Below are 20,728 nucleotides of genomic sequence, written 5' to 3'. Positions count from 1 at the left end.
CATTCTTCGCGTGGACTTGCGCCATTCCAACGTCTCCCGTCATTTCGCCATGTCCGCTACCTCTTCCTCGCCTCAATCGCTCACGATCGCGCGCCCCGACGACTGGCACCTGCATGTGCGCGACGGCGCGACCCTCGCGGCGGTGCTCCCGCACACGGCACGCCAGTTCGGCCGCGCAATCATCATGCCGAACCTGAAGCCGCCCGTGACGACCACCGAGCTGGCATCGGCGTATCGCGGCCGCATTCTCGCGGCGCTGCCCGCGGGTGCGCGCTTCGAGCCGCTGATGACGCTCTATCTCACCGACAACACGCCGCCCGACGAAATCCGCCGCGCGAAGGAAAGCGGCTTCGTGCACGGCGTGAAGCTCTATCCGGCGGGCGCCACGACCAATTCCGACGCGGGCGTGACGGATCTTCTCGGCAAGTGCGCGAAAACGCTCGAAGCGATGCAGGAAGTGGGCATGCCCTTGCTCACGCACGGCGAAGTGACGGATGGCGACATCGACGTGTTCGATCGCGAAAAGGTGTTCATCGATCGCGTGATGACGCCGCTGCGCCGCGATTTTCCGGCGCTGAAGGTCGTGTTCGAACACATCACGACGAAGGATGCCGCGGACTACGTGCGCGAGGCCGATGGCCCGATCGGTGCGACGATCACCGCGCATCATCTGCTCTATAACCGCAACATCATGCTGGTCGGCGGCATGCGGCCGCATTACTACTGCCTGCCGGTGCTCAAGCGCGAGACGCATCGCGTGGCGCTCGTCGAAGCCGCAACGTCGGGCAATCCGCGTTACTTCCTCGGCACCGACAGCGCGCCGCATCCGAAGGGCCTGAAGGAGCACGCGTGCGGCTGCGCGGGCTGCTATACGGCGCTGCACGCGCTCGAACTCTACGCGGAAGCGTTCGACCAGGCCGGCGCGCTCGACAAGCTCGAAGGCTTCGCGAGCTTCCACGGCGCGGACTTCTACGGCCTGCCGCGCAGCGCGGAAAAGGTGACGCTGGACCGCGCCGCGTGGACGCTGCCCGCCGAATTCAACGCCGGCGACGCGACGATCGTCCCGTTGCGCGGCGGCGAGTCGATCGGCTGGCGTTTCTCCGACGCGCATTGATACGACGCACGTGAGCGCGGGTTTCGCCGATATCGACTGGGCGCGGCCCTGGCTCGCGCCGATCGAGACGCGCGGCAGGCGCTGGCAGGCGGCTGCACTCACGGGTTACAGCGGCTATCTCGCGACGCTGAACGAAGACGCGTCCGCCGCCGGGTTGCTCACAGGCCGTGGCCAGCCGCTTGCGTTCATCGCGCAGGAAGAACTGCCCGCGGGCGCTTCCTACGAAGGTCACATCGCGCAGAGCGGCCGCGTGCCGACGCGCCACAATCTCCACGATTTCTTCAACGGTTCGATGTGGTTCGCGTATCCGCGCATCAAGGCGGCGCTCAACGCGCGCCAGGCGGAACAGATCGACGAGCACGGCATCGGGCCGACACGCGGCGGCGTACGCGACGCGCTCACGCTCTTCGATGAAAACGCGGTGCTCTTCGCCTGCGCCGATGCATCGCTTGGACGTGCGCTGCGCGGCTTCGACTGGCGCACGCTGTTCATCGACGAACGCGCCGCGTGGGGCGTGCGCTGCGAGGCGCGCATCTTCGGCCATGCGCTGCTCGAAAAGCTCGTCGCGCCGTACAAGGCGTGCACCGGCCACGCCTGGATCGTCGACGTTCCCGCGGAATATTTCACGCTCGACGATGCCGGCCGCCGCGCGCTCATCGACGAGCGCATCGCGCACGGCATTCTCGCCGAGCCGCTCGAGAGCCGTGCCTTCGCGCCGCTGCCGGTTCTGGGCGTGCCGGGCTGGTGGGCGGCGAACGCGTCGCCCGGTTTTTATGACGACGTGTCCGTGTTCCGCCCGGGCCGGCGCAACCGCTGATGGTAAAATCGAAGACGCAAAGCAGGCCAGGCAATCGCGGCTTCGGCGTTTCGGCGCAGAGGGCGAGGAAAGTCCGGACTCCACAGGGCAGGGTGATGGCTAACGGCCATCCGTGGCGACACGCGGAACAGGGCAACAGAAAGCAAACCGCCGATGGCTTCGGGCGCAAGTCCGGAGATCAGGTAAGGGTGAAACGGTGCGGTAAGAGCGCACCGCGGACGTCGCGAGACGTTCCGGCACGGTAACCTCCACCCGGAGCAATTCCAAATAGGCAGGCGCGCATCCTCGCGATGCAGGACGGGGCCCCCGTTTCGTCTGCGGGTAGGAAGCTTGAGCGCGTCAGCAATGGCGCGCCTAGAGGAATGATTGCCACGCGCGTCCGGCTTCGGCCGGCGCGTGCACAAAATCCGGCTTATCGGCCCGCTTTGTCGTCATTCAAAAAGAAAGAGCCGGCGTCTCGCGACGCCGGCTCTTTTCGTTTCCCGCGTGCTTCGAGCGTTACGCTTCGACGATCTCGAACGAATGCGTGAGCTCCGCCGATTTCGCCAGCATGATCGACGCCGAGCAGTACTTGTCGTGCGACAGGTTGATCGCGCGTTCGACCGTCGCCGGATTCAGGTTCTTGCCCGTCACCGTGAAATGGAAGTGGATCTTCGTGAAGACTTTCGGATCTTCGCTCGCGCGGTCCGCTTTGAGCGTCACGGAGCAGCCCTGGATTTCCTGACGGCTCTTCTTGAGGATCATCACGACGTCGTAGGCGGTGCAGCCGCCGGTGCCGAGCAGCACCATTTCCATCGGGCGGGGTGCGAGATTGCGACCGCCGCCTTCAGGCGCGCCGTCCATGTTCACGAGATGGCCGCTTCCCGTTTCGGCGGCGAAGGCCATGCCGTCTTGTCCCATCCAGCTAACTTTGCATTCCATGCTCAGGCTCCAGCTGCTCGACGCATCGTTACAGAGGCGTCCATTGTAGCGGCACATTGCGTTTGATTCTGGCGCTGCTTACGAGCAAGCACTGGTTGACGAAGCGGAAATCGACGTGGCGATTCTTTCTTCGGACGTTCGAGCGAATCCTCTAGACGTAGAAAGCTCGCGATCGGAGACTGGAGATTACGGGTAAGTATATGAATTTACGTAGAAAATAGTGTGAATCTTTGATCGAGTCGATATTTCAAATAGTGAAATTCATTTTCACCATGCAAATCTTCTTGCCTCGCAGCATGACCGTGCCTATACTCGTCTCTGTCTCCTCCACCTCCTCCTTTGGTGGATTAAGCCCGAGCCACAGCTGCCCGGGCTTTTTTTCGTCCCTACGCCGCGCGAAATCAAATCTTTGACGCGACAGCGGAAATCCCTTTATAATTCAAAGTTCTCTTCGCCCTACGCCCGCGGAGGGAGGCCTGTGAGAGCCTGCAAGCGCCGGATTCACGAATCCTGGCGTCCATATAAGCAGGGCCGAGCAGCGTTCAAATCAGTTCAAGGGCAATTCAATTTTTTGGATCGATCATGAAGACGTTTTCCGCAAAAGCCGAAGAGGTGACGCGCGAATGGTACGTGATTGACGCGACGGATAAGGTTCTCGGCCGTGTCGCCAGCGAAGTGGCACGCCGTCTTCGCGGCAAGCACAAGCCTGAATTTACTCCGCACGTCGACACCGGTGATTTCATCATCATCGTCAATGCCGGCAAGCTGAAGGTCACGGGCAACAAGACCACGGACAAGAAGTACTATCGTCACTCGGGCTACCCGGGCGGCATCTACGAAACGACGTTCGGCAAGATGCAAGAGCGCTTCCCGGGCCGTGCGCTCGAGAAGGCTGTCAAGGGCATGCTTCCGAAGGGTCCGCTCGGCTACGCGATGATCAAGAAGCTGAAGGTCTACGCCGAAGCTACGCATCCGCACTCGGCGCAACAGCCGAAGTCGCTCGAGATCTAAGGGGAGCCCACATGATCGGTAACTGGAACTACGGTACGGGCCGCCGCAAGAGCGCGGTCGCTCGTGTCTTCATCAAGTCGGGCAAGGGCGAGATCGTCGTCAACGGCAAGCCCATCGCCGACTACTTCTCGCGTGAAACGTCGCTGATGATCGTGCGTCAGCCGCTGGAACTCACGAACCACGGCACCACGTTCGACATCAAGGTCAACGTGTCGGGCGGCGGCGAAACGGGTCAGGCAGGCGCGGTTCGCCACGGCATCACCCGTGCGCTGATGGACTACGACGCAACGCTTAAGTCGCAACTGTCGAACGCTGGCTTCGTGACGCGTGACGCGCGTGAAGTGGAACGTAAGAAGGTCGGTTTCCACAAGGCACGCCGCCGGAAGCAGTTCTCGAAGCGTTAAGCGCTTGGGGCATCGCTCTGGGCTGGTCTGCCGGATCGGAGCGAAACTGCCGCAAAAGCCGCCCGCACTCTGTGCCGGCGGCTTTTTCGTTTTGGCGCGCGCTGGCTGAACGATGTCGAATTTTCATATAGCCCATTGATTCCATGGACATTCGGCACGATATTGAGATCAGCCCTACAATAGCGGTAAGAAGCTTAATTGGAGAATTCGAATGAGCGCTGTCAGCGACACCCCCACGACCGAAATGCCGATGCCGTTCGTCTTCACCGACGCGGCCGCGGACAAGGTCAAGCAATTGATCGACGAAGAAGGCAATCCGGATCTGAAGCTGCGCGTGTTCGTGCAGGGCGGCGGATGCTCGGGTTTCCAGTACGGTTTCACGTTCGACGAGGAAGTCAACGAAGACGACACCGTGATGGACAAGGCGGGCGTGCAACTGCTCGTCGATTCGATGAGCTACCAGTACCTCGTCGGCGCGGAGATCGACTATAAGGACGACCTCAACGGCGCCCAGTTCGTCATCAAGAATCCGAACGCCACGACCACCTGCGGTTGCGGTTCGTCGTTCTCGGTTTAAGCGCGCGTTTTTGGCGCAGTGGAAACCGGAGCCTCGGTGGCTCCGTTTTTCGTTTACCGCGGGTAGATCGCACCGAGCACGCGCGCGCCCGCTGCGCCCGTCACCGCGGACAGATTGCCCGGCTCGCGCGCGACGCAGCGCATCGCAAGCCACGCGAAAGCGAGCGCTTCGACCTGCTGCGGCGGCACGCCGAGCGCTTCGGTCGTCATGACGGGCACGCCCGGCACCGCATTGTCTTCGAGCGCCTGCTGAAGCATCTGCATCAGCACCGGATTTCGCGCGCCGCCGCCGCACACGTACACGGCGCGCGTGTCGGACGCGTGGCGCGCGATTTCGCGGGCGACCGTCGTCGCGGTGAGCGCGGTGAGCGTCGCCTGAACATCGGCGGGATCGAGACCCGCGAAGGCCGCGAGCTTCGTGTCCATCCAGGCCGGATTGAACAGATCGCGGCCCGTGCTCTTCGGCGGCGCGAGATCGAAAAACGGTTCGTCGAGCAAGGCGTTCAGAAGCGGCTGGCTGATCCGGCCTTGCGCCGCGAACTGTCCGCCATCGTCGTAGGCACGCTGCGTGTGACGCAAAGCCCATTCATCGATGAGCGCGTTCGCCGGCCCGCAATCGAAGCCGCGCACTTCGCCGCTTGCCGCGAGAATCGTGATGTTGCTGATGCCGCCCAGATTGCACAGAACGCGCGTCTCGTTCGGCGCGCCGAACACCGTCGCGTGAAACGCCGGCACGAGCGGCGCGCCCTGGCCGCCCGCGGCGACATCGCGGCTGCGGAAATCCGCGACCACGTCGATGCTGGTCATTTCCGCGAGCAGCGCGGGGTTGTTGATCTGCCGCGTGTAGCCCTTTTCCGGCCGATGCCGCACCGTTTGCCCGTGCACGCCGATCGCGCGCACTTTCGACGCCGAATAGCCGCTCATGCTCTGCAATTCGTGACAGCAGACGGCGTAGCGCGTCGCGAGCGCATTGGCGGCGAGGGCTTCGCGCTCGATTTCGTTCTCGCCGGGCGATTGCAGCTCGAAGAGCGCATCGCGCAGGCCTTTCGAGAAAGACACGTGCGCCTCGCCGAGCACGACAGGCGGTTTGCCGGTCGTGAACTGGACCGCGACGCCATCGACGCCGTCCATGCTGGTGCCCGACATCAAACCGAAGTACACGCCGTCCCACTTGCCGGTTTCCAATGCTTCGGTTTTCTTTCCCACGCTGCTCTCCTCTTCGATGCGGTGCTGCCGGTTTTCGCTCAAGCGGCGATTATCCGCGTTAAGGATCGAATCGTTAAGAATTTCCAGCGGTGAACGGGATGGGTGGCGCGCTAACACAGCGCAAAACGGCGCGAACAGGCGCGTCATCGCGTAAAATCCTCAGCCTGAACAAGCAATTGCGCGCGATTTTCGGCGCGCGCCGCTCGACTGAGCGGCCTTCCTTCCGGCACGGCGCCTGCCGCCACCTCGCCAGTCATCGAACCCTTTTGACTTCACAAGCCGCAAGCATGACCACTGATTCCAACGCCTCCGCCGCGCAGCGCTTCCCGATCACCGATGACGTGAAGAGCGCGCTCGCCATCGCCAAACGCGGCTGCGACGAACTGCTGATCGAAGACGAATTCGCGCAGAAGCTCGCGAGGAGCGCCGCCACGGGCAAGCCGCTGCGCATCAAGCTCGGTCTGGATCCGACCGCGCCCGATATTCACATCGGCCATACGGTCGTGCTGAACAAGATGCGCCAGTTGCAGGACCTCGGCCATCACGTCATTTTCCTGATCGGCGATTTCACGTCGCTGATCGGCGATCCGTCCGGCCGCAACGCGACGCGCCCGCCGCTCACGCGCGAACAGATCGAAATGAACGCGAAGACGTATTTCGAGCAGGCGTCGCTCGTGCTCGACCGCGAAAAAACCGAGATTCGCTACAACAGCGAATGGTCGATGCCACTCGGCGCCGACGGCATGATCAAGCTCGCTTCGCGCTATACGGTCGCGCGCATTCTCGAGCGCGAGGATTTCACCAAGCGTTTTCAGGGCGGCGTGCCGATCTCGATCCACGAATTCCTGTATCCGCTGATGCAGGGTTACGACTCCGTCGCGCTGAATTCGGACCTCGAACTCGGCGGCACGGACCAGAAGTTCAACCTGCTCGTCGGCCGTGAATTGCAGAAGCAGTACGGCCAGGAGCAGCAGTGCATTCTGACGATGCCGCTGCTCGAAGGCCTCGACGGCGTCGAGAAGATGTCGAAGTCGAAGCACAACTACGTCGGCATCAGCGAGAAGCCGACCGAGATGTTCGGCAAGCTGATGAGCATTTCGGACACGCTCATGTGGCGTTATTTCGAACTGCTGTCGTTCCGTCCGATGAGCGAGATCGAACGCTACAAGAGCGAAGCCGAAGGCGGGCGCAATCCGCGCGACTTCAAGGTGATGCTCGCGCAGGAAATCGTCGCGCGCTTCCATTCGTCGGCGGACGCGGAGCGCGCGCTCGACGACTTCAACCATCGCGCGAAGGGCGGCGTGCCGGACGACATTCCCTCGGTGACGCTCGCCGGCGCGCCGCTTGCGATCGGCCAGTTGCTCAAGCAGGCGGGCCTCGTGCCGTCGACGAGCGAAGCGCTGCGCAACATCGAGCAGGGCGGCGTGAAGATCGACGGCGCGACCGTTTCCGACAAGGCGCTGAAGATCGAAGCGGGCGAGTTCATCGTGCAGGTGGGCAAGCGCCGCTTCGCGCGCGTGACGTTGACGGCATGATCGCGCTGATTCAACGCGTGAAGCGCGCCGATGTGCGCGTAGGCGAACGCGTGACCGGCGCAATCGACGCGGGCCTGCTCGCGCTCGTCTGCGCTGAACGCGACGACAACGAAGCCGCCGCCGACAAGCTCCTCGCCAAAGTGCTCTCCTACCGCGTGTTCAGCGACACAGCGGGCAAGATGAATCTCTCGGTGCAAAGCACCGGCGGCGGTTTGCTGCTCGTCTCGCAATTCACGCTCGCCGCCGACACAAACAGCGGCCTGCGCCCGAGTTTCACGCCGGCCGCGCCGCCGGACGAAGGCAAACGGCTCTTCGACTACTTCGTCCAGCAAGCTCGCGCGAAGCATCCGATCGTCGAGACCGGCGAATTCGGCGCGGAAATGCAGGTGTCGCTCGTCAACGACGGGCCGGTGACTTTCTGGCTTCAGGTGCGACCATGACGACTCAGGTTCTCTTCATCCGCCACGGCGAAACCGGCTGGAACGCCATCAAGCGCATTCAAGGGCATATCGACATTCCTTTGTCCGAGCATGGCTTGCTGCAGGCGGAACAGCTCGGTCAGCGGCTCGCGCGCGAAGGGCGGATCGATGCGGTCTATTCCAGCGACCTGCAACGCGCGCAGCAGACGGCGCGGCCTTTCGCGGATGCCCTCGGTCTCGACTTGCGTCTGTCGGAAAGCCTGCGCGAGCGTTTCTACGGCGCGTTTCAGGGCCACGACAGCGACGAGATCAACGACAAGTTTCCCGCCGAATACATCGAATGGCAGACGCGCGACCCCGGTTTCGCGCCGCCCGGCGACGGCGAATCGCAGCGCGTCTTCTATCACCGTATCGTGCATGCGATGGAACCGATCGTCGCCGCGCATCCGGACGGCCGCATCGCGGTGGTGGCGCACGGCGGCGTGCTCGACTGCGTGTATCGATTCGCGAAGAAGCTGTCGCTGCAGGAGCCGCGCAACTGGCCGCTCCTCAATTGCAGCGTCAACGTAGTGGACTATGCGGACGGCGGCGCGGCGGTCGTGTCGTGGGGCGATATCGCGCATCTTTCGACCGATACCGACGACGACAATCTGCGCAAGCGCGCCTAGCCCTTGTTGGTATCCCAGAGATCGCGGATGGGCCCCGCGTCCGGCGCGGCGAGGCCGAAGTGCCGATAGGTGAGCATGGTCGCGACACGCCCACGCGGCGTGCGCTGCAAAAAGCCTTGCTGGATCAGATACGGTTCGAGCACGTCTTCGATCGTATCGCGCTCTTCGCCGATGGCCGCGGCGAGATTGTCCACGCCAACCGGCCCGCCGTCGAACTTGTGCAGGATCGCTTCGAGCAGCTTGCGGTCCATCAGGTCGAAGCCGACGGGATCGACGTCGAGCATCTTCAGCGCTTTATCGGCAACGTCGGCGGTGATCATGCCGTCCGCCTTCACTTCGGCGTAGTCGCGCACGCGCCGCAGCAGCCGGTTCGCGATACGCGGCGTGCCGCGTGAACGCTTCGCGATTTCCAGCGCGCCCTCGTTGACGATATCCGCCTTCAACAGCGACGCCGACCGCGCGACGATGCGCGCCAACTCACTTGCGTTGTAAAACTCCAGCCGCGACACGATGCCGAAGCGGTCGCGCAGCGGATTCGTCAGCATGCCCGCGCGCGTAGTCGCGCCGACGAGCGTGAACGGCTGAAGATCGAGCTTCACGCTGCGCGCGGCCGGCCCTTCGCCGATCATGATGTCGATCTGATAATCCTCGAGTGCCGGATACAGGATTTCCTCGACGACCGGCGAAAGCCGGTGAATTTCGTCGATGAACAGCACGTCGTTCGCTTCGAGATTCGTGAGCAGCGCGGCGAGGTCGCCCGCGCGCTCCAGCACCGGCCCCGACGTCTGCCGCAGATTCACGCCCATTTCCCGCGCGATGATATGCGCGAGCGTCGTCTTGCCGAGACCCGGCGGCCCGAACAGCAGCACATGATCGAGTGCTTCGGAACGGCGCTTCGCCGCCTCGATGAAGATTTCGAGCTGGCCGCGCGCCTTCTCCTGCCCGATGTATTCGTCGAGCTTGTGCGGACGCAGCGCGCGTTCGAACGCTTCCTCGTTCGGCGAGACGGGCGTGGCCGAGATGACGCGTTCGGCGGCGAGTTTGTCGGTTTCGATCATGGGTCGATTGTAACTCGCCTCCCGCGCCGGCACGCGGGGCCTCCGGCGTACTACGGCGGGCAGCGCTAGTCGAGCTTAATGCACAAAGCGGACTTGTGACGAGGATAGAGTTTTACCAGTTTCACGGGCTTCAGTTGCTGCGTGGCGTCGTCCATTTCGGTCACTCCAATGATGACCTGCCGCTTCTCGCCGCGCGTGATCGCCTGGAAAAACGTTTCGTCGGGATCGCGCTGAACGGGACCTTCGACCGATGTGAGCCAATAGCGACCCTTCTCACGCGGCGTGAAAGCTACTGTCATCACGATCACATTGTCGGATTCGATGACGAGGCGCTGGTTCGGCACCACTCTCACTGGCGTGAACGCTGCGTCGGGTTGCAAGCGAGTCTTTCCTGCATAACAGCCATTCTCGTCGAACGTCAGCAGATACAGAGATCTTCCCTGAGCCTGGAGCGATGCGAAAGCGTCTTCCCTGGTCGGGAACGGATAGGCTTGTCCTAACGAACTACAGCCCGCGAGGAGCGTGAGGGCGCAGACTGCGGTGACGGCAAACTTCATGATTTTCTAACTGCGTTGTTGTGATTCCGGATTGCCGCGGCGGCCGGACGCGCCAGTCGCCGCTTCAAGTGTCACCCTTTCGACAGCGCCTTCAACGCCATCTTGATGCCTTCCGACACGCCCGTTCCCGAAGGCACGTTCTTGATCGCAGCGAGTGCTTCCTTCTCGGAATAGCCGAGCGCGAGCAGCGCATTGAGAATATCCGACGCGTGATCCGACTGCGAAACTGTCGCCGCGATCGCGCCGAGATCCGCGCCGAGCTTGCCTTTCAGTTCGAGCAAAAGGCGCTCCGCCGTCTTCTTGCCGATGCCCGGCACGCGCGTGAGGCGTGCGGCGTCCTGCGTGGTGACGGTTTGCGAGAGTTCGTGCACGCTCATGCCCGAGAGCACGGCCAGCGCCATGCGCGCGCCAATGCCGCTGATCTTCAGCAACTCGCGGAACGTCGAGCGTTCCTGCGCGGTGAGAAAGCCATACAGCAGATGCGCATCCTCGCGCACGATCAACTGCGTGAGCAGCACGACTTTCTCGCCGGCGTTCGGCAGGTTGTAGAACGTGCTCATCGGCACGTCGATTTCGTAGCCGACGCCGTTGCAGTCGACGAGCAGATGCGGCGGATTTTTTTCCAGCAGAACGCCGGCAATGCGACCGATCATAGTTCGAGCTTAAGAGAAGTGTTAACCGATGAGACGCCCGCGCCGCACGCGCAAGCCTTTCTTCGCAAGCGACGGCGCGATGCCGCCGAGCGCTGCGAGCCCCGTGCCGCCGTGCGCGTGACAGATCGCCATGCCGAGCGCGTCGGCGGCGTCGGTGCCTGGCACGCCGGACAGGTTCAGGAGCCGCACGACCATCTGCTGCATCTGTTCCTTGGTCGCGCGTCCATAGCCGACGACCGCCTGCTTCAATTGAAGCGCGGTGTACTCGGCAACCGGCACGCCGCTCGCGACGAGCCCGCAGATCGCGGCGCCGCGCGCCTGCCCGAGCAGCAGGGTCGATTGCGGATTGACGTTGACGAAGACTTTTTCGATCGCGGCCTGATCCGGATTGTGCTGCGCGACGAGCGTGGAAATGCCGCTGAAAATCGTGTTGAGACGCGAAGGCAGATCGGCGTCCGATGTCTTGATGACGCCGCTCGTCACGTAATGGAGCGTGTGCCCGTGCTTCTCGATGATGCCGAAGCCGGTCACGCGCAGGCCGGGATCGATGCCTAGTATTCTCATTCGTTCGCGTTTTACGCTGGTTCAAAACATAAGGCCTGTTTGCGCCGTGCTCAGCGCAAACAGGCCCATGTTATCTGGAAATACGCGAATTAATGACGGAAGTGACGTGTGCCGGTGAAGATCATGGCGATGTTGTGCTCGTCGGCGGCGGCGACCACTTCGTCGTCGCGCATCGAGCCGCCCGGCTGGATCACGCACGTCGCGCCCGCGTTCACGACGACATCGAGGCCGTCGCGGAACGGGAAGAAGGCATCCGAAGCCACCGCCGTGCCGTTCAGCGTCAGACCGGCGTTCTGCGCCTTGATGCCCGCGATGCGCGCCGAGTCCACGCGGCTCATCTGGCCCGCGCCGACGCCCATCGTCATGCCGTTCGCGCAGAACACGATGGCGTTCGACTTCACGAACTTCGCCACGCGCCACGCGAACATCAGATCGTCCATTTCCTTCGGCGTCGGATGGCGCTTGGTCACGACGCGCAGTTCGTGCGGCTGCACGTTCTTCGCATCGAGCGATTGCACCAGCAGGCCGCCGCCGACGCGCTTCAGGTCGAACGTGTTGTGACCGTCGCCGAGCGCGATTTGCAGGAGGCGCACGTTCTGCTTCGCCGCGAAGACGGCGCGCGCCTCAACGCTGAACGCCGGCGCGATCAGCACTTCGACGAACTGCTTCGCGACGGCCTGCGCCGCGGCTTCGTCCACTTCGCGATTGAACGCGATGATGCCGCCGAACGCGGAAGTCGGATCGGTCTGGAACGCCTTCGAGTACGCTTCGAGCGAATTCGCGCCGAGCGCCACGCCGCACGGATTCGCGTGCTTGATGATGACGCACGCGGGCGCGTCGAACGTCTTCACGCATTCCCACGCGGCGTCCGAATCGGCGATGTTGTTGTACGACAGCTCCTTGCCCTGCAACTGTTCGTAGTTGGCGAGCGCGCCGGCGGGCACCGACACGTCGCGATAGAACGCTGCGCTCTGGTGCGGGTTCTCGCCGTAGCGCAGGTCCTGCACCTTCTCGAACGCCAGATTGAACGTGGCCGGATACGTATTGCGGTCCGAGTGCTGAAGCGCCTCGGTCAGGCTCGTCAGATAGTTCGTGATCGCGCCGTCGTACTGCGCGGTGTGCGCGAAGACCTTCGTCGCGAGACGGAATTTCGTGGTGTAGCCGACGCTATTGCTGTTCGCGCGCATTTCGTCGAGCACGGTGGCGTAATCGGCCGGATCGACGATCACCGTCACGTCGCGATGATTCTTCGCCGCCGAGCGCAGCATGGTCGGCCCGCCGATATCGATGTTCTCGATCGCGTCTTCCAGCGAGCTTTCCTGCTTCGCGACCGTCTGCACGAACGGATACAGATTCACGACCAGCAAGTCGATGGTCGGAATGTCGTGTTCTTCGAGCGCAGCCACGTGCTCGGGCAAGTCGCGGCGCGCGAGAATGCCGCCATGAACCTTGGGATGCAGCGTCTTCACGCGCCCGTCGAGCATTTCCGGAAAGCCGGTGTAGTCGGCGACTTCGGTCACGGGCAGGCCTGCGTCGGCGAGCAGTTTCGCCGTGCCGCCGGTCGAAAGGAGCTTGACGCCGAGCGCCGACAGCGATTTGGCGAAATCGACGATGCCGGATTTGTCGGAAACGGAGAGGAGCGCTTGCTTGATCATGATGAACACTGAAACCGAAAAGGGAAACCAGGCCGGACCAAGGCGCTCGCCTCAGTCCGATGAATCAAATCAATCCGTGCTGCTGAAGCTTCTTGCGTAGCGTGTTGCGGTTGATGCCGAGATACTCGGCCGCGAGCGATTGATTTCCGCCCGCCTGCTCGAGCACGACTTCGAGCATCGGTTTTTCCACGCACGAAATCACCATGTCGTACACGTCGTGCGGGTTGGAGCCGTCCAGGTCCTGAAAGTAGTTGTCGAGGCTCTGGCGGACGCATTGTTCGATGTTATGTCTGCTCATGCGGCAATCAGTCGGTCTGTCGTATTGTTGTGCCCGCCACACGATTCTTCCCCGTCCGCATCTTCGGCGTCACCGCATTCGTCCACATAGACGAGACGGTCCGACAACGCCTTTTGTGCGTCAAAGAATTCGTTGACAGCGAGCAATTGTTCTTTGGTCGTGTCCAGCGTATTCATCCGGTGCCGGAAGGTGTTGGCGCCGGAAAGGCCGCGAGTGTACCAGCCGATGTGCTTGCGCGCAGTCCGAACGCCCGTGAATTCCCCGTAAAAGGCGTAGTGATCTTCCAGGTGCTCGTTCATCACCTGCTGGATCTCGTCGATGCGCGGCGGCGGCAGGCGCTCGCCCGTCTGCAGAAAATAGTCGATCTCGCGGAACAGCCACGGACGGCCCTGCGCCGCGCGGCCGATCATGATGGCGTCGGCGTGCGTGGCGGCGAGCACCTCGCGCGCTTTTTCCGGCGTGGTGATGTCGCCGTTCGCGACGACGGGAATTTTCACCGACGCCTTCACGGCCGCGATGGTTTCATACTCCGCGTCGCCCTTGTAGAGATCGGCGCGCGTGCGGCCGTGGACGGTGAGCATGGCAATGCCGGCGTCCTCGGCGATCCTGGCGATGGTGAGCGCGTTCTTGTTCTCGCGGTTCCACCCCGTGCGAATCTTGAGCGTGACGGGCACCGCGTCCGGCCCGATGCCGACCGCCTGCACCACCGCCGTCACGATCTGCGCGACGAGCGGTTCGTTCTGAAGCAGCGCGGACCCCGCCGCGACGTTGCAGACCTTCTTGGCCGGGCAGCCCATATTGATATCGATGATCTGCGCGCCGTTCGCCACGTTGTGCCGCGCGGCTTGCGCGAGCATCTGCGGGTCGGCGCCTGCGATCTGCACCGAAATCGGCTCGACCTCGCCCGCGTGGTTCGCGCGGCGCATCGTCTTCTCGCTTTTCCAGAGCTGCGCGTTCGACGCGACCATCTCCGACACCGCGTAGCCCGCGCCCATGCGTTTGCACAGTTGCCGGAACGGGCGATCGGTGACGCCTGCCATCGGGGCGACGAACAGGTTATTGCGCAGGACGTGTGAACCGATGGTGGGCATAAAGGCTAAAGGATCCGCTCGGTCGTCACGCGGTGACGCCGCGTCCGGCGGATGCAACATTGCTGAAAGGGAAACGCGTATTTTAGCGCGAATAGGCTGCTGAATTTAAGAGCAATCTCATGCAAGTCTTTAAATCTTCTATGAAAGAGCGCGCGTTCATAGAGGATAAGTTCCTGACTTCAGCGCAGACGATTGCCCTTTTTCCGTGCTAGCCGTGCCGGCTCAGCGCCGCTGGCCGAACATCATCTGGCGGGCGAGCGCCGTTTTTACCGGCGGCAGGAATTCCAGCGCGGTCAGCGCGAGGCCGCGCATCGCGGCGAACGGCGGGAAATCGACCGTGAAAATGCGCGCGAGCGTGTCGGTGGCGCCGATCGTCAGACGCCGGTCCAGCGCGCGGCGTTGAGCGAAGCGCGCCAGCGCGAGCGGACCGGCGCCGTCGGCGGAAAGGGCGTCGGTGAGCGCGAGCGCGTCGCGCAGGCCGAGGTTCAGGCCCTGTCCCGCGACCGGATGCAGCGTCTGCGCGGCATTGCCGATCGCCACCGTGCGCCGGTCGACGAGCACATCGAGCGCGCTCAGCCCGAGCGGGAACGCGGCGCGCCCGGCAATGTGCGTGAAGCGCCCCATGCGCGTGCCGAAGGCGGCGCCGAGTTCGGCGAGGAACGTGTCGTCGTCGAGTTGCGTGCGGCGCGCGGCTTCTTCGGGCGAGCAGCACCAGACGAGCGAATAGTCGGCGTGGCGCTGGCCGCCGCACGGCAAGAGGGCGATCGGCCCCTGGTTCGTGAAGCGTTCCCACGCGACGTTCGCGCGCGGATCGGAGACGCTCACCGTCCCGACGATGGCCGTCTGGCCGTAATCGCGCGCGCGGCGATCGTCGGCTGACTCGCCTTTCTGATACAGGCCGCCTTCCGCATTCACCAGCACCTTCACGCGGATCGCGCGCTCGCCAACTGCCGATTGCAGCGGCAGCGTGACGCCGTCGTTATCCTGCAGCGGGGCGAGCGCGGAAGTATCGGTGAGCCAGTCGGTGCGGGTCGCGCGCACGGCCTCGGCGAGCGCGCCGACCAGCGAGCCGTAGCGCACGACATAACCCAGCTCGGGCAACTCGTGTTCGTCGTGCTCGATCAGCGTGCGGCCGAAGTGCCCGCGCTGCGAAACGTGAATGCGGCGGATGGGCGTGGCATCGGCGGGAAAGCCGAGCGGCTGGAGCATCACGCGGCTGCCGTGCGAGAGCGCGAGCGCGCGCGGGTCGTTCGCGGCGGATTCGGGCGTGCGTGCGTCGATGAGCGCGACCGACAGCCGCGAGGTCGCGCTGCGCCGTGCGAGCCATCCGGCCAGCGCGAGCCCGACCGGCCCCGCACCGACGATGGCGATGTCGTAGTCGAAGTGCGCCTCGGCGCCTTGAACGTCGTTCATGGTCAGTTTGCGTTCGTTTCGCGCATCAGCGCTTCGATTTCGTCGGCGGCGACGGGCACTTCGCGTGTCAGCAGCTCACAGCCGTTTTCCGTGACGACGGCGTCGTCCTCGATGCGGATGCCGATATCCCAATACCGTTCCGGCACGTCCTCGGCGGCGCGCACATAGAGTCCCGGCTCGACCGTGAGCGCCATGCCGGGCACGAGCGTGCGCCAGGGACGCGCGCCTTGCTCGTCGAGCGGGCCTTCGGCGTCGCGATACTCGCCCGCGTCATGCACGTCCATGCCGATCCAGTGTCCCGTGCGATGCATGTAGAAGCGTGCGTAGGCGCGTTGCGCGAGAACGTCGTCGACGCTGCCGAACTTCGACTTGTCGAGAATGCCGGTGTCGAGCAAACCTTGCGACAGGACTTTCAACGCGGCCTGATGCGGCGCGTCGAAGCTGACGCCGGGGCGTGTCGCCTCGACCGCCGCGGCCTGCGCGGCAAGCACGATGTCGTAAAGCTCGCGCTGGGCAGGCGTGAAGCGGCCGCTCGCGGGAAAGGTGCGCGTGATGTCGGACGCGTAGCCGTCGAGCTCGCACGCGGCGTCGATGAGAATCAGATCGCCGTCACGCGCGACCGCGTTGCCCGCCGGATAGTGCAGCACGCAAGCGTTCGCGCCCGCCGCGACGATCGAGCCGTACGCCGGCGCCTGCGCACCGTGTCGGCGGAACGTGTACAGCAGTTCGGCTTCGATCTCGAACTCGCGCATGCCGGGGCGGCAGGCGCGCATTGCGCGGCGGTGCGCTTCGGCGGAAATCGAAGCGGCGCGGCGCATGATCGCGATTTCATGCGCGTCTTTCACGAGGCGCATTTCGTCGAGAATCGGCAGCAGATTTTCCGCGCGGGTGGGCGCTCGCACGCCGCTGCGGCTCTGCGCGCGCACGGCGGCGAGCCAACCGCGCACTTGCGCATCCAGTTCCGCCGAGGTGCTGAGCGCGTAATGCAGCGCGGGCTTGTCGGCGATCAGGCGCGGGACTTCCTCGTCGAGCGCGGTGATGGGCAAGGCGGCATCGAAACCGAAGGCGTCGCGCGCGGCGTCCGGGCCGAAGCGAAATCCTTCCCACGTCTCGCGCTCCGCGTTCTTCTCGCGGCAAAACAGCAGCGATGCGGGCTCGCCGTCTTGAGCGCTCGCGTTCAGCACGAGCGTTGCCTCGGGTTCGTTGAAGCCCGTCAGATAGTAGAAGTAGCTGTCGTGACGGAAGGGGTAGTCCGTGTCGCGATTGCGCATGACTTCCGGCGCGGTCGGCACGATGGCGACGCCGCCGCCTTGCGCACGCAGCGCGGCGAGCACGCGCTCGCGACGCGCGCGGTAGATATCGACGGCGATGGGACTGGCGAGTTCGGTCGGTGAGTTCATGCGCCGATTGTAGCGCCGGCTCTCACCCGCCGACACTCGGCCGTTCGGCATAGGCCGAAACACATGAAAGGGCGACGCCGTGTCGGCTGCGATTCGTGCAATTTGCTTATGCCATTTGGCCGAATGGCGTCAGGCGCGCCGCCGCTGCATACTCGTTTCGAAGGCGGCGCTTATTCGTCGGCGGGGCGGTTGCGCACGCTGCCCGCGATCAGGTCGAAGCGGAACAGGCGGCATTCGAGCGCGCCGTTGAAGAGCGGCGTTTTCGTCGACTCGCGCAGGCGCAGCATGCCCGGAAGCTTGCGGTCCGAGGTGAGCACATAGGCACGCCAGCCCGGAAAGCGCTGCTTGAGCGCGTTGCCGAAGTTGACGAAGAACTCCGTGTCGGCGGGATCGGGCTGCGCGCGGGCGAAGGCGTCGTCGTCCTCGCGGCGGGAGCGCGCCGTGTCGCGGATTTCGCCTCGCGGGCCGCGTCCACGCACTTCGATCCGCTCGCCGTACGGGGGATTCGCGATCAGGATGCCGGGCGCATCGGTCGGCGGCACCATGTTGCGGGCGTCCACCTGCTTGAGCGACAGGCCGGACACGCCCGCCCGGTTCAAATTCGCGCGCGCTTTTTCCAGCATGTCGCCGGAAATGTCGCTGCCGAAGATATTCAGTTCGGTTTGCGCGGCGCGTGCGGCGCGGCGTCGTTCGAGCGCGGCCGTCTTGAGCTTCTGCCACATGCCGGGGTGGAAAGGCTTGAGCTTCTCGAAGCCGAAGCGCCGCTCGCTCCCGGGCGCGATGTCGAGCGCCGTTTGAGCCGCTTCGGCGAGGAAGGTGCCGCTGCCGCACATCGGATCGAAAAGCGGCGTGCCGGGCGTCCAGCCGGTGAGGCGCAGAATGCCGGCGGCGAGATTTTCCCGCAGCGGCGCGGCGCCTTTGTCCATGCGCCAGCCGCGCTTGAAAAGCGGCTCGCCGGAGGTGTCGAGATAGAGCGTGCACTCGTTCATCGTGAGAAACGCGAACACGCGCACGTCGGGCTGCGCGGTGTCGATGCTCGGACGCGCGCCAGCTACGTCGCGCAGACGGTCGCAGACGGCGTCTTTCACGCGCAGCGTCGTGAATTCGAGGCTCTTGACCGGCGATTTGATCGCGGTGAGATCGACGCGCATCGTCTGGCTCGGCGTGAACCATTGCTCCCAGCGCTGCCGATGCGTGAGTTCGTAGATGTCGTGCTCGTTGCGATATGGGCCTTGCGCGACTTTCAGAAGCACGCGGCTCGCGATGCGCGAATGCAGATTCACCGCCATGCCCGCAACCCAGCCGCCCCGGAAATGCACGCCGCCGGGCACTTGCGCACCGACGGCGAGCGACCCGCCACCCGACAGCGGCGCGCCGGCCACATGCCGTTCACCGATCTCCGCGAGCTCGGCGGCGAGCGGGGCTTCGAGACCGCGCGGGCAGGGGACAAACCAGTCGAAGAGAGGGGAGGACATGTGGTGCTTTTCTGACGTTCAAAGGCGGTATTGTACGCGGGGTGGTCAAAACAAAAGCGCCAGCCTCTGCGAGAGCAGGCTGGCGCTGACTTTTCGACGACTTCGATCGCGGCTACGCCATGATCGTCACTCCACCGCCTTCATCATCTCCTCCACCACCTTCTTCGCGTCCCCGAACACCATCATCGTCTTGTCCATATAGAACAGTTCGTTGTCGAGGCCGGCATAGCCCGCCGCCATCGACCGCTTGTTCACGATGATGGTCCGCGCCTTGTACGCCTCCAGAATCGGCATGCCCGCGATCGGCGATTTCGGATCGGTCTTCGCGGCGGGGTTCACCACGTCGTTCGCCCCGAGCACCAGCACGACGTCTGTCTGGCCGAACTCGCTGTTGATGTCCTCCATCTCCTGGACCATTTCGTACGGCACTTCGGCTTCGGCGAGCAGCACGTTCATGTGCCCCGGCATGCGCCCCGCGACAGGGTGGATCGCGTAACGCACATCGATGCCTTTCTCGACGAGCTTGTCCGTCAGCTCCTTCAGCGCATGCTGCGCGCGCGCGACCGCAAGGCCGTAGCCCGGCACGATTACCACGCTTTCCGCATTGCCGAGCATGAACGCGGCGTCATCGGCGGAACCGGATTTGACGGGACGCTGCTCCGTCGAACCGCCCGCCGTCGCACCGCCCGCTTCGCCGCCGAAGCCGCCGAGAATCACGTTGAAGAACGACCGGTTCATCGCCTTGCACATGATGTACGACAGAATCGCACCCGACGAACCGACCAGCGAGCCCGCGATGATCAGCATCGGATTGTTCAGCGAGAAGCCGATGCCCGCCGCCGCCCAGCCCGAGTACGAGTTCAGCATCGACACGACCACCGGCATGTCCGCGCCGCCGATCGGAATGATGATCAGCACGCCGAGCAAAAACGCGATGATCGTCATGATGATGAACGGCAGCCACGATTCGGTGACCATGAAGATTACGCCGAAGCCGACCATCGCGACGGCCAGCAGCAGGTTGATCAGATGCTGCCCCGAGTACACGACCGGCGCGCCCTGAAACAGCCGGAACTTGTACTTGCCCGACAGTTTCCCGAACGCGATGACCGAGCCCGAGAACGTGATCGCGCCGACGAACGTGCCGATGAACAACTCGACGCGATTGCCGTACGGAATCGGCTCGCCGAGCGGCGCAAGCCCGAACGCGGCCGGCTCCGCCACCACGCCGTACGCGATACACACCGCCGCAAGACCGATCAGCGAGTGCATCGCCGCGACCAGTTCGGGCATCTTCGTCATCTCGACTTTCGCCGCGATATACGCGCCCGCGCCGCCGCCCACGATCAGCGCGACGAACAGCAGCGACAGCCCGAGCGCCAGATTCGCTTCGAGAAACGCAGCCTGCTTCACGATCAGCGCGAGCGTGGTGAGAATGGCGATCGCCATGCCCGCCATGCCGAACGTATTGCCGATGCGCGCAGTCTTCGGATTGGACAAGCCCTTCAACGCCTGGATGAAGCACACCGAGGCGACGAGATACAGGAGAGTAACGACGTTAAGGCTCATTTACGCGCCCTCCTTGCTCGTGATCTTCTTGGGCTCTTTCTTCTTGAACATCTCGAGCATTCGCCGTGTGACGAGAAAGCCGCCGAACACGTTCACCGCCGCGAGCAGCACGGCGAGCGTGCCGAAGAACTTGCCCGCCGCGCCGACCGTCAGACCGACCGCGAGCATCGCGCCGACGATGACGATCGCCGAAATCGCATTGGTCACGGCCATGAGCGGCGTGTGCAGCGCGGGCGTGACGTTCCACACCACGTGATAGCCCACGTAAATGGCCAGCACGAAGATGATGAGGTTGATCACCGTGTGATTGATGACATCCATGTG

Annotated in this window: 22 protein-coding genes and 1 other RNA gene; 9 read left to right on the top strand and 14 right to left on the bottom strand. The window is 63.9% G+C overall.

What is annotated here, in order from left to right:
- Positions 1–49: 49 nt before the first annotated feature.
- The 3 genes from pyrC to rnpB all read left to right on the top strand — a co-directional run bounded on the left by pyrC (position 50) and on the right by rnpB (position 2,362).
- Positions 50–1,114 (top strand): dihydroorotase, encoded by a 1,065-nt coding sequence (pyrC, locus tag AWB70_RS00905; protein WP_053567414.1) that lies wholly within the window; start codon positions 50–52, stop codon positions 1,112–1,114.
- The gene (locus AWB70_RS00900) at positions 1,110–1,931 is read left to right on the top strand and encodes a DUF3025 domain-containing protein (protein WP_374730222.1); all 822 of its coding nucleotides are present in this window, start codon (positions 1,110–1,112) and stop codon (positions 1,929–1,931) included. Before pyrC ends, AWB70_RS00900 begins: the two co-directional genes overlap by 5 nt.
- 18 nt (positions 1,932–1,949) lie before the next feature.
- Positions 1,950–2,362, top strand: an RNA gene (gene rnpB, locus AWB70_RS00895) — RNase P RNA component class A.
- 67 nt (positions 2,363–2,429) lie between these two features.
- On the opposite strand, the gene AWB70_RS00890 is transcribed toward rnpB, so the two are convergent.
- Positions 2,430–2,852, bottom strand: coding sequence for an OsmC family protein (locus tag AWB70_RS00890; protein ID WP_014190403.1), 423 nt, complete (start codon positions 2,850–2,852; stop codon positions 2,430–2,432).
- Between the two features lie 582 nt (positions 2,853–3,434).
- Here AWB70_RS00890 and rplM point away from each other — a divergent pair.
- The 3 genes from rplM (at position 3,435) to erpA (ending at position 4,844) form a co-directional block, all read left to right on the top strand.
- Positions 3,435–3,863: a 50S ribosomal protein L13 gene (gene rplM / locus AWB70_RS00885; protein WP_041730123.1), complete on the top strand. Its 429-nt coding sequence runs from the start codon at positions 3,435–3,437 to the stop codon at positions 3,861–3,863.
- An 11-nt stretch (positions 3,864–3,874) separates the two neighbouring features.
- Positions 3,875–4,267 carry a 30S ribosomal protein S9 gene (gene rpsI, locus AWB70_RS00880; RefSeq protein WP_014190405.1) on the top strand — a complete coding sequence of 131 codons (393 nt, stop codon included), beginning with the start codon at positions 3,875–3,877 and terminating at the stop codon, positions 4,265–4,267.
- Between the two features lie 211 nt (positions 4,268–4,478).
- The gene (gene erpA, locus AWB70_RS00875; RefSeq protein ID WP_014190406.1) at positions 4,479–4,844 is read left to right on the top strand and encodes an iron-sulfur cluster insertion protein ErpA; all 366 of its coding nucleotides are present in this window, start codon (positions 4,479–4,481) and stop codon (positions 4,842–4,844) included.
- A 53-nt stretch (positions 4,845–4,897) separates the two neighbouring features.
- Here erpA and AWB70_RS00870 read toward each other — a convergent pair whose 3' ends face one another.
- On the bottom strand, positions 4,898–6,028 hold the full coding sequence (locus tag AWB70_RS00870; protein WP_087086217.1) for an anhydro-N-acetylmuramic acid kinase: 1,131 nt from the start codon (positions 6,026–6,028) through the stop codon (positions 4,898–4,900).
- A 308-nt stretch (positions 6,029–6,336) separates the two neighbouring features.
- Between AWB70_RS00870 and tyrS the strand changes: the two genes are divergently transcribed.
- The 3 genes from tyrS to AWB70_RS00855 are packed head-to-tail and all read left to right on the top strand — an operon-like array spanning position 6,337 to position 8,671.
- Positions 6,337–7,584: a tyrosine--tRNA ligase gene (tyrS, locus tag AWB70_RS00865; protein ID WP_014190408.1), complete on the top strand. Its 1,248-nt coding sequence runs from the start codon at positions 6,337–6,339 to the stop codon at positions 7,582–7,584.
- Positions 7,581–8,024 carry a D-aminoacyl-tRNA deacylase gene (gene dtd / locus AWB70_RS00860; protein WP_053567416.1) on the top strand — a complete coding sequence of 148 codons (444 nt, stop codon included), beginning with the start codon at positions 7,581–7,583 and terminating at the stop codon, positions 8,022–8,024. The genes tyrS and dtd overlap by 4 nt, the downstream gene beginning before the upstream one ends.
- Positions 8,021–8,671, top strand: a complete 651-nt coding sequence (locus AWB70_RS00855) for a histidine phosphatase family protein (protein WP_053567417.1) — start codon at positions 8,021–8,023, stop codon at positions 8,669–8,671. The genes dtd and AWB70_RS00855 overlap by 4 nt, the downstream gene beginning before the upstream one ends.
- Here the strand turns inward: AWB70_RS00855 and ruvB are convergent.
- The 12 genes from ruvB to AWB70_RS00795 all read right to left on the bottom strand — a co-directional run bounded on the left by ruvB (position 8,668) and on the right by AWB70_RS00795 (position 20,725).
- A complete protein-coding gene (gene ruvB / locus AWB70_RS00850) occupies positions 8,668–9,729 on the bottom strand; it encodes a Holliday junction branch migration DNA helicase RuvB (protein ID WP_041730125.1) in 1,062 nt (353 codons plus the stop codon). The two genes, AWB70_RS00855 and ruvB, sit on opposite strands and share 4 nt — an antisense overlap.
- A 65-nt stretch (positions 9,730–9,794) precedes the next feature.
- Complete coding sequence (locus tag AWB70_RS38140) at positions 9,795–10,286, bottom strand: hypothetical protein (protein WP_143281591.1); 492 nt, start codon at positions 10,284–10,286, stop codon at positions 9,795–9,797.
- Positions 10,287–10,357: 71 nt separating this feature from the next.
- A complete protein-coding gene (gene ruvA, locus AWB70_RS00840; RefSeq protein ID WP_014190412.1) occupies positions 10,358–10,939 on the bottom strand; it encodes a Holliday junction branch migration protein RuvA in 582 nt (193 codons plus the stop codon).
- 21 nt (positions 10,940–10,960) lie between these two features.
- On the bottom strand, positions 10,961–11,503 hold the full coding sequence (ruvC, locus tag AWB70_RS00835) for a crossover junction endodeoxyribonuclease RuvC (protein ID WP_014190413.1): 543 nt from the start codon (positions 11,501–11,503) through the stop codon (positions 10,961–10,963).
- An 89-nt stretch (positions 11,504–11,592) separates the two neighbouring features.
- Positions 11,593–13,158, bottom strand: coding sequence for a bifunctional phosphoribosylaminoimidazolecarboxamide formyltransferase/IMP cyclohydrolase (gene purH / locus AWB70_RS00830; protein ID WP_053567600.1), 1,566 nt, complete (start codon positions 13,156–13,158; stop codon positions 11,593–11,595).
- A 64-nt stretch (positions 13,159–13,222) separates the two neighbouring features.
- Entirely contained in the window at positions 13,223–13,456 is a 234-nt protein-coding gene (locus AWB70_RS00825) for a Fis family transcriptional regulator (protein WP_008351548.1), read from the bottom strand.
- Positions 13,453–14,547, bottom strand: coding sequence for a tRNA dihydrouridine synthase DusB (gene dusB, locus AWB70_RS00820; RefSeq protein WP_053567419.1), 1,095 nt, complete (start codon positions 14,545–14,547; stop codon positions 13,453–13,455). Before dusB ends, AWB70_RS00825 begins: the two co-directional genes overlap by 4 nt.
- 222 nt (positions 14,548–14,769) lie before the next feature.
- Positions 14,770–15,960 (bottom strand): UbiH/UbiF/VisC/COQ6 family ubiquinone biosynthesis hydroxylase, encoded by a 1,191-nt coding sequence (locus tag AWB70_RS00815; protein WP_053567420.1) that lies wholly within the window; start codon positions 15,958–15,960, stop codon positions 14,770–14,772.
- Between the two features lie 2 nt (positions 15,961–15,962).
- Positions 15,963–17,360 (bottom strand): aminopeptidase P N-terminal domain-containing protein, encoded by a 1,398-nt coding sequence (locus AWB70_RS00810; RefSeq protein ID WP_053567601.1) that lies wholly within the window; start codon positions 17,358–17,360, stop codon positions 15,963–15,965.
- 170 nt (positions 17,361–17,530) lie between these two features.
- Positions 17,531–18,835 (bottom strand): THUMP domain-containing class I SAM-dependent RNA methyltransferase, encoded by a 1,305-nt coding sequence (locus tag AWB70_RS00805; RefSeq protein ID WP_053567421.1) that lies wholly within the window; start codon positions 18,833–18,835, stop codon positions 17,531–17,533.
- Positions 18,836–18,961: 126 nt separating this feature from the next.
- On the bottom strand, positions 18,962–20,404 hold the full coding sequence (locus tag AWB70_RS00800) for an NAD(P)(+) transhydrogenase (Re/Si-specific) subunit beta (protein ID WP_053567422.1): 1,443 nt from the start codon (positions 20,402–20,404) through the stop codon (positions 18,962–18,964).
- Entirely contained in the window at positions 20,405–20,725 is a 321-nt protein-coding gene (locus AWB70_RS00795; RefSeq protein WP_008351539.1) for an NAD(P) transhydrogenase subunit alpha part 2, read from the bottom strand.
- Positions 20,726–20,728 lie beyond the last annotated feature (3 nt).

It is taken from the genome of Caballeronia cordobensis (assembly GCF_001544575.2).
Classification (GTDB): domain Bacteria; phylum Pseudomonadota; class Gammaproteobacteria; order Burkholderiales; family Burkholderiaceae; genus Caballeronia; species Caballeronia cordobensis.
Note: the sequence above shows the minus strand (reverse complement) of the source record. Positions and strands in the feature narration are given on the sequence as shown.

Bases quoted from the DNA above. Each gene is read 5' to 3' on its own strand.
- AWB70_RS00795 (WP_008351539.1), bottom strand. From the start codon at position 20,725: ATGGATGTCATCAATCACACGGTGATCAACCTCATCATCTTCGTGCTG.
- AWB70_RS00890 (WP_014190403.1), bottom strand. From the start codon at position 2,852: ATGGAATGCAAAGTTAGCTGGATGGGACAAGACGGCATGGCCTTCGCC.
- AWB70_RS00815 (WP_053567420.1), bottom strand. From the start codon at position 15,960: ATGAACGACGTTCAAGGCGCCGAGGCGCACTTCGACTACGACATCGCC.
- rpsI (WP_014190405.1), top strand. From the start codon at position 3,875: ATGATCGGTAACTGGAACTACGGTACGGGCCGCCGCAAGAGCGCGGTC.
- AWB70_RS38140 (WP_143281591.1), bottom strand. From the start codon at position 10,286: ATGAAGTTTGCCGTCACCGCAGTCTGCGCCCTCACGCTCCTCGCGGGC.
- rplM (WP_041730123.1), top strand. From the start codon at position 3,435: ATGAAGACGTTTTCCGCAAAAGCCGAAGAGGTGACGCGCGAATGGTAC.
- dusB (WP_053567419.1), bottom strand. From the start codon at position 14,547: ATGCCCACCATCGGTTCACACGTCCTGCGCAATAACCTGTTCGTCGCC.
- AWB70_RS00855 (WP_053567417.1), top strand. From the start codon at position 8,021: ATGACGACTCAGGTTCTCTTCATCCGCCACGGCGAAACCGGCTGGAAC.
- tyrS (WP_014190408.1), top strand. From the start codon at position 6,337: ATGACCACTGATTCCAACGCCTCCGCCGCGCAGCGCTTCCCGATCACC.
- dtd (WP_053567416.1), top strand. From the start codon at position 7,581: ATGATCGCGCTGATTCAACGCGTGAAGCGCGCCGATGTGCGCGTAGGC.
- purH (WP_053567600.1), bottom strand. From the start codon at position 13,158: ATGATCAAGCAAGCGCTCCTCTCCGTTTCCGACAAATCCGGCATCGTC.
- AWB70_RS00810 (WP_053567601.1), bottom strand. From the start codon at position 17,360: ATGAACTCACCGACCGAACTCGCCAGTCCCATCGCCGTCGATATCTAC.
- ruvC (WP_014190413.1), bottom strand. From the start codon at position 11,503: ATGAGAATACTAGGCATCGATCCCGGCCTGCGCGTGACCGGCTTCGGC.
- ruvB (WP_041730125.1), bottom strand. From the start codon at position 9,729: ATGATCGAAACCGACAAACTCGCCGCCGAACGCGTCATCTCGGCCACG.
- AWB70_RS00800 (WP_053567422.1), bottom strand. From the start codon at position 20,404: ATGAGCCTTAACGTCGTTACTCTCCTGTATCTCGTCGCCTCGGTGTGC.
- erpA (WP_014190406.1), top strand. From the start codon at position 4,479: ATGAGCGCTGTCAGCGACACCCCCACGACCGAAATGCCGATGCCGTTC.
- pyrC (WP_053567414.1), top strand. From the start codon at position 50: ATGTCCGCTACCTCTTCCTCGCCTCAATCGCTCACGATCGCGCGCCCC.
- AWB70_RS00825 (WP_008351548.1), bottom strand. From the start codon at position 13,456: ATGAGCAGACATAACATCGAACAATGCGTCCGCCAGAGCCTCGACAAC.
- ruvA (WP_014190412.1), bottom strand. From the start codon at position 10,939: ATGATCGGTCGCATTGCCGGCGTTCTGCTGGAAAAAAATCCGCCGCAT.
- AWB70_RS00805 (WP_053567421.1), bottom strand. From the start codon at position 18,835: ATGTCCTCCCCTCTCTTCGACTGGTTTGTCCCCTGCCCGCGCGGTCTC.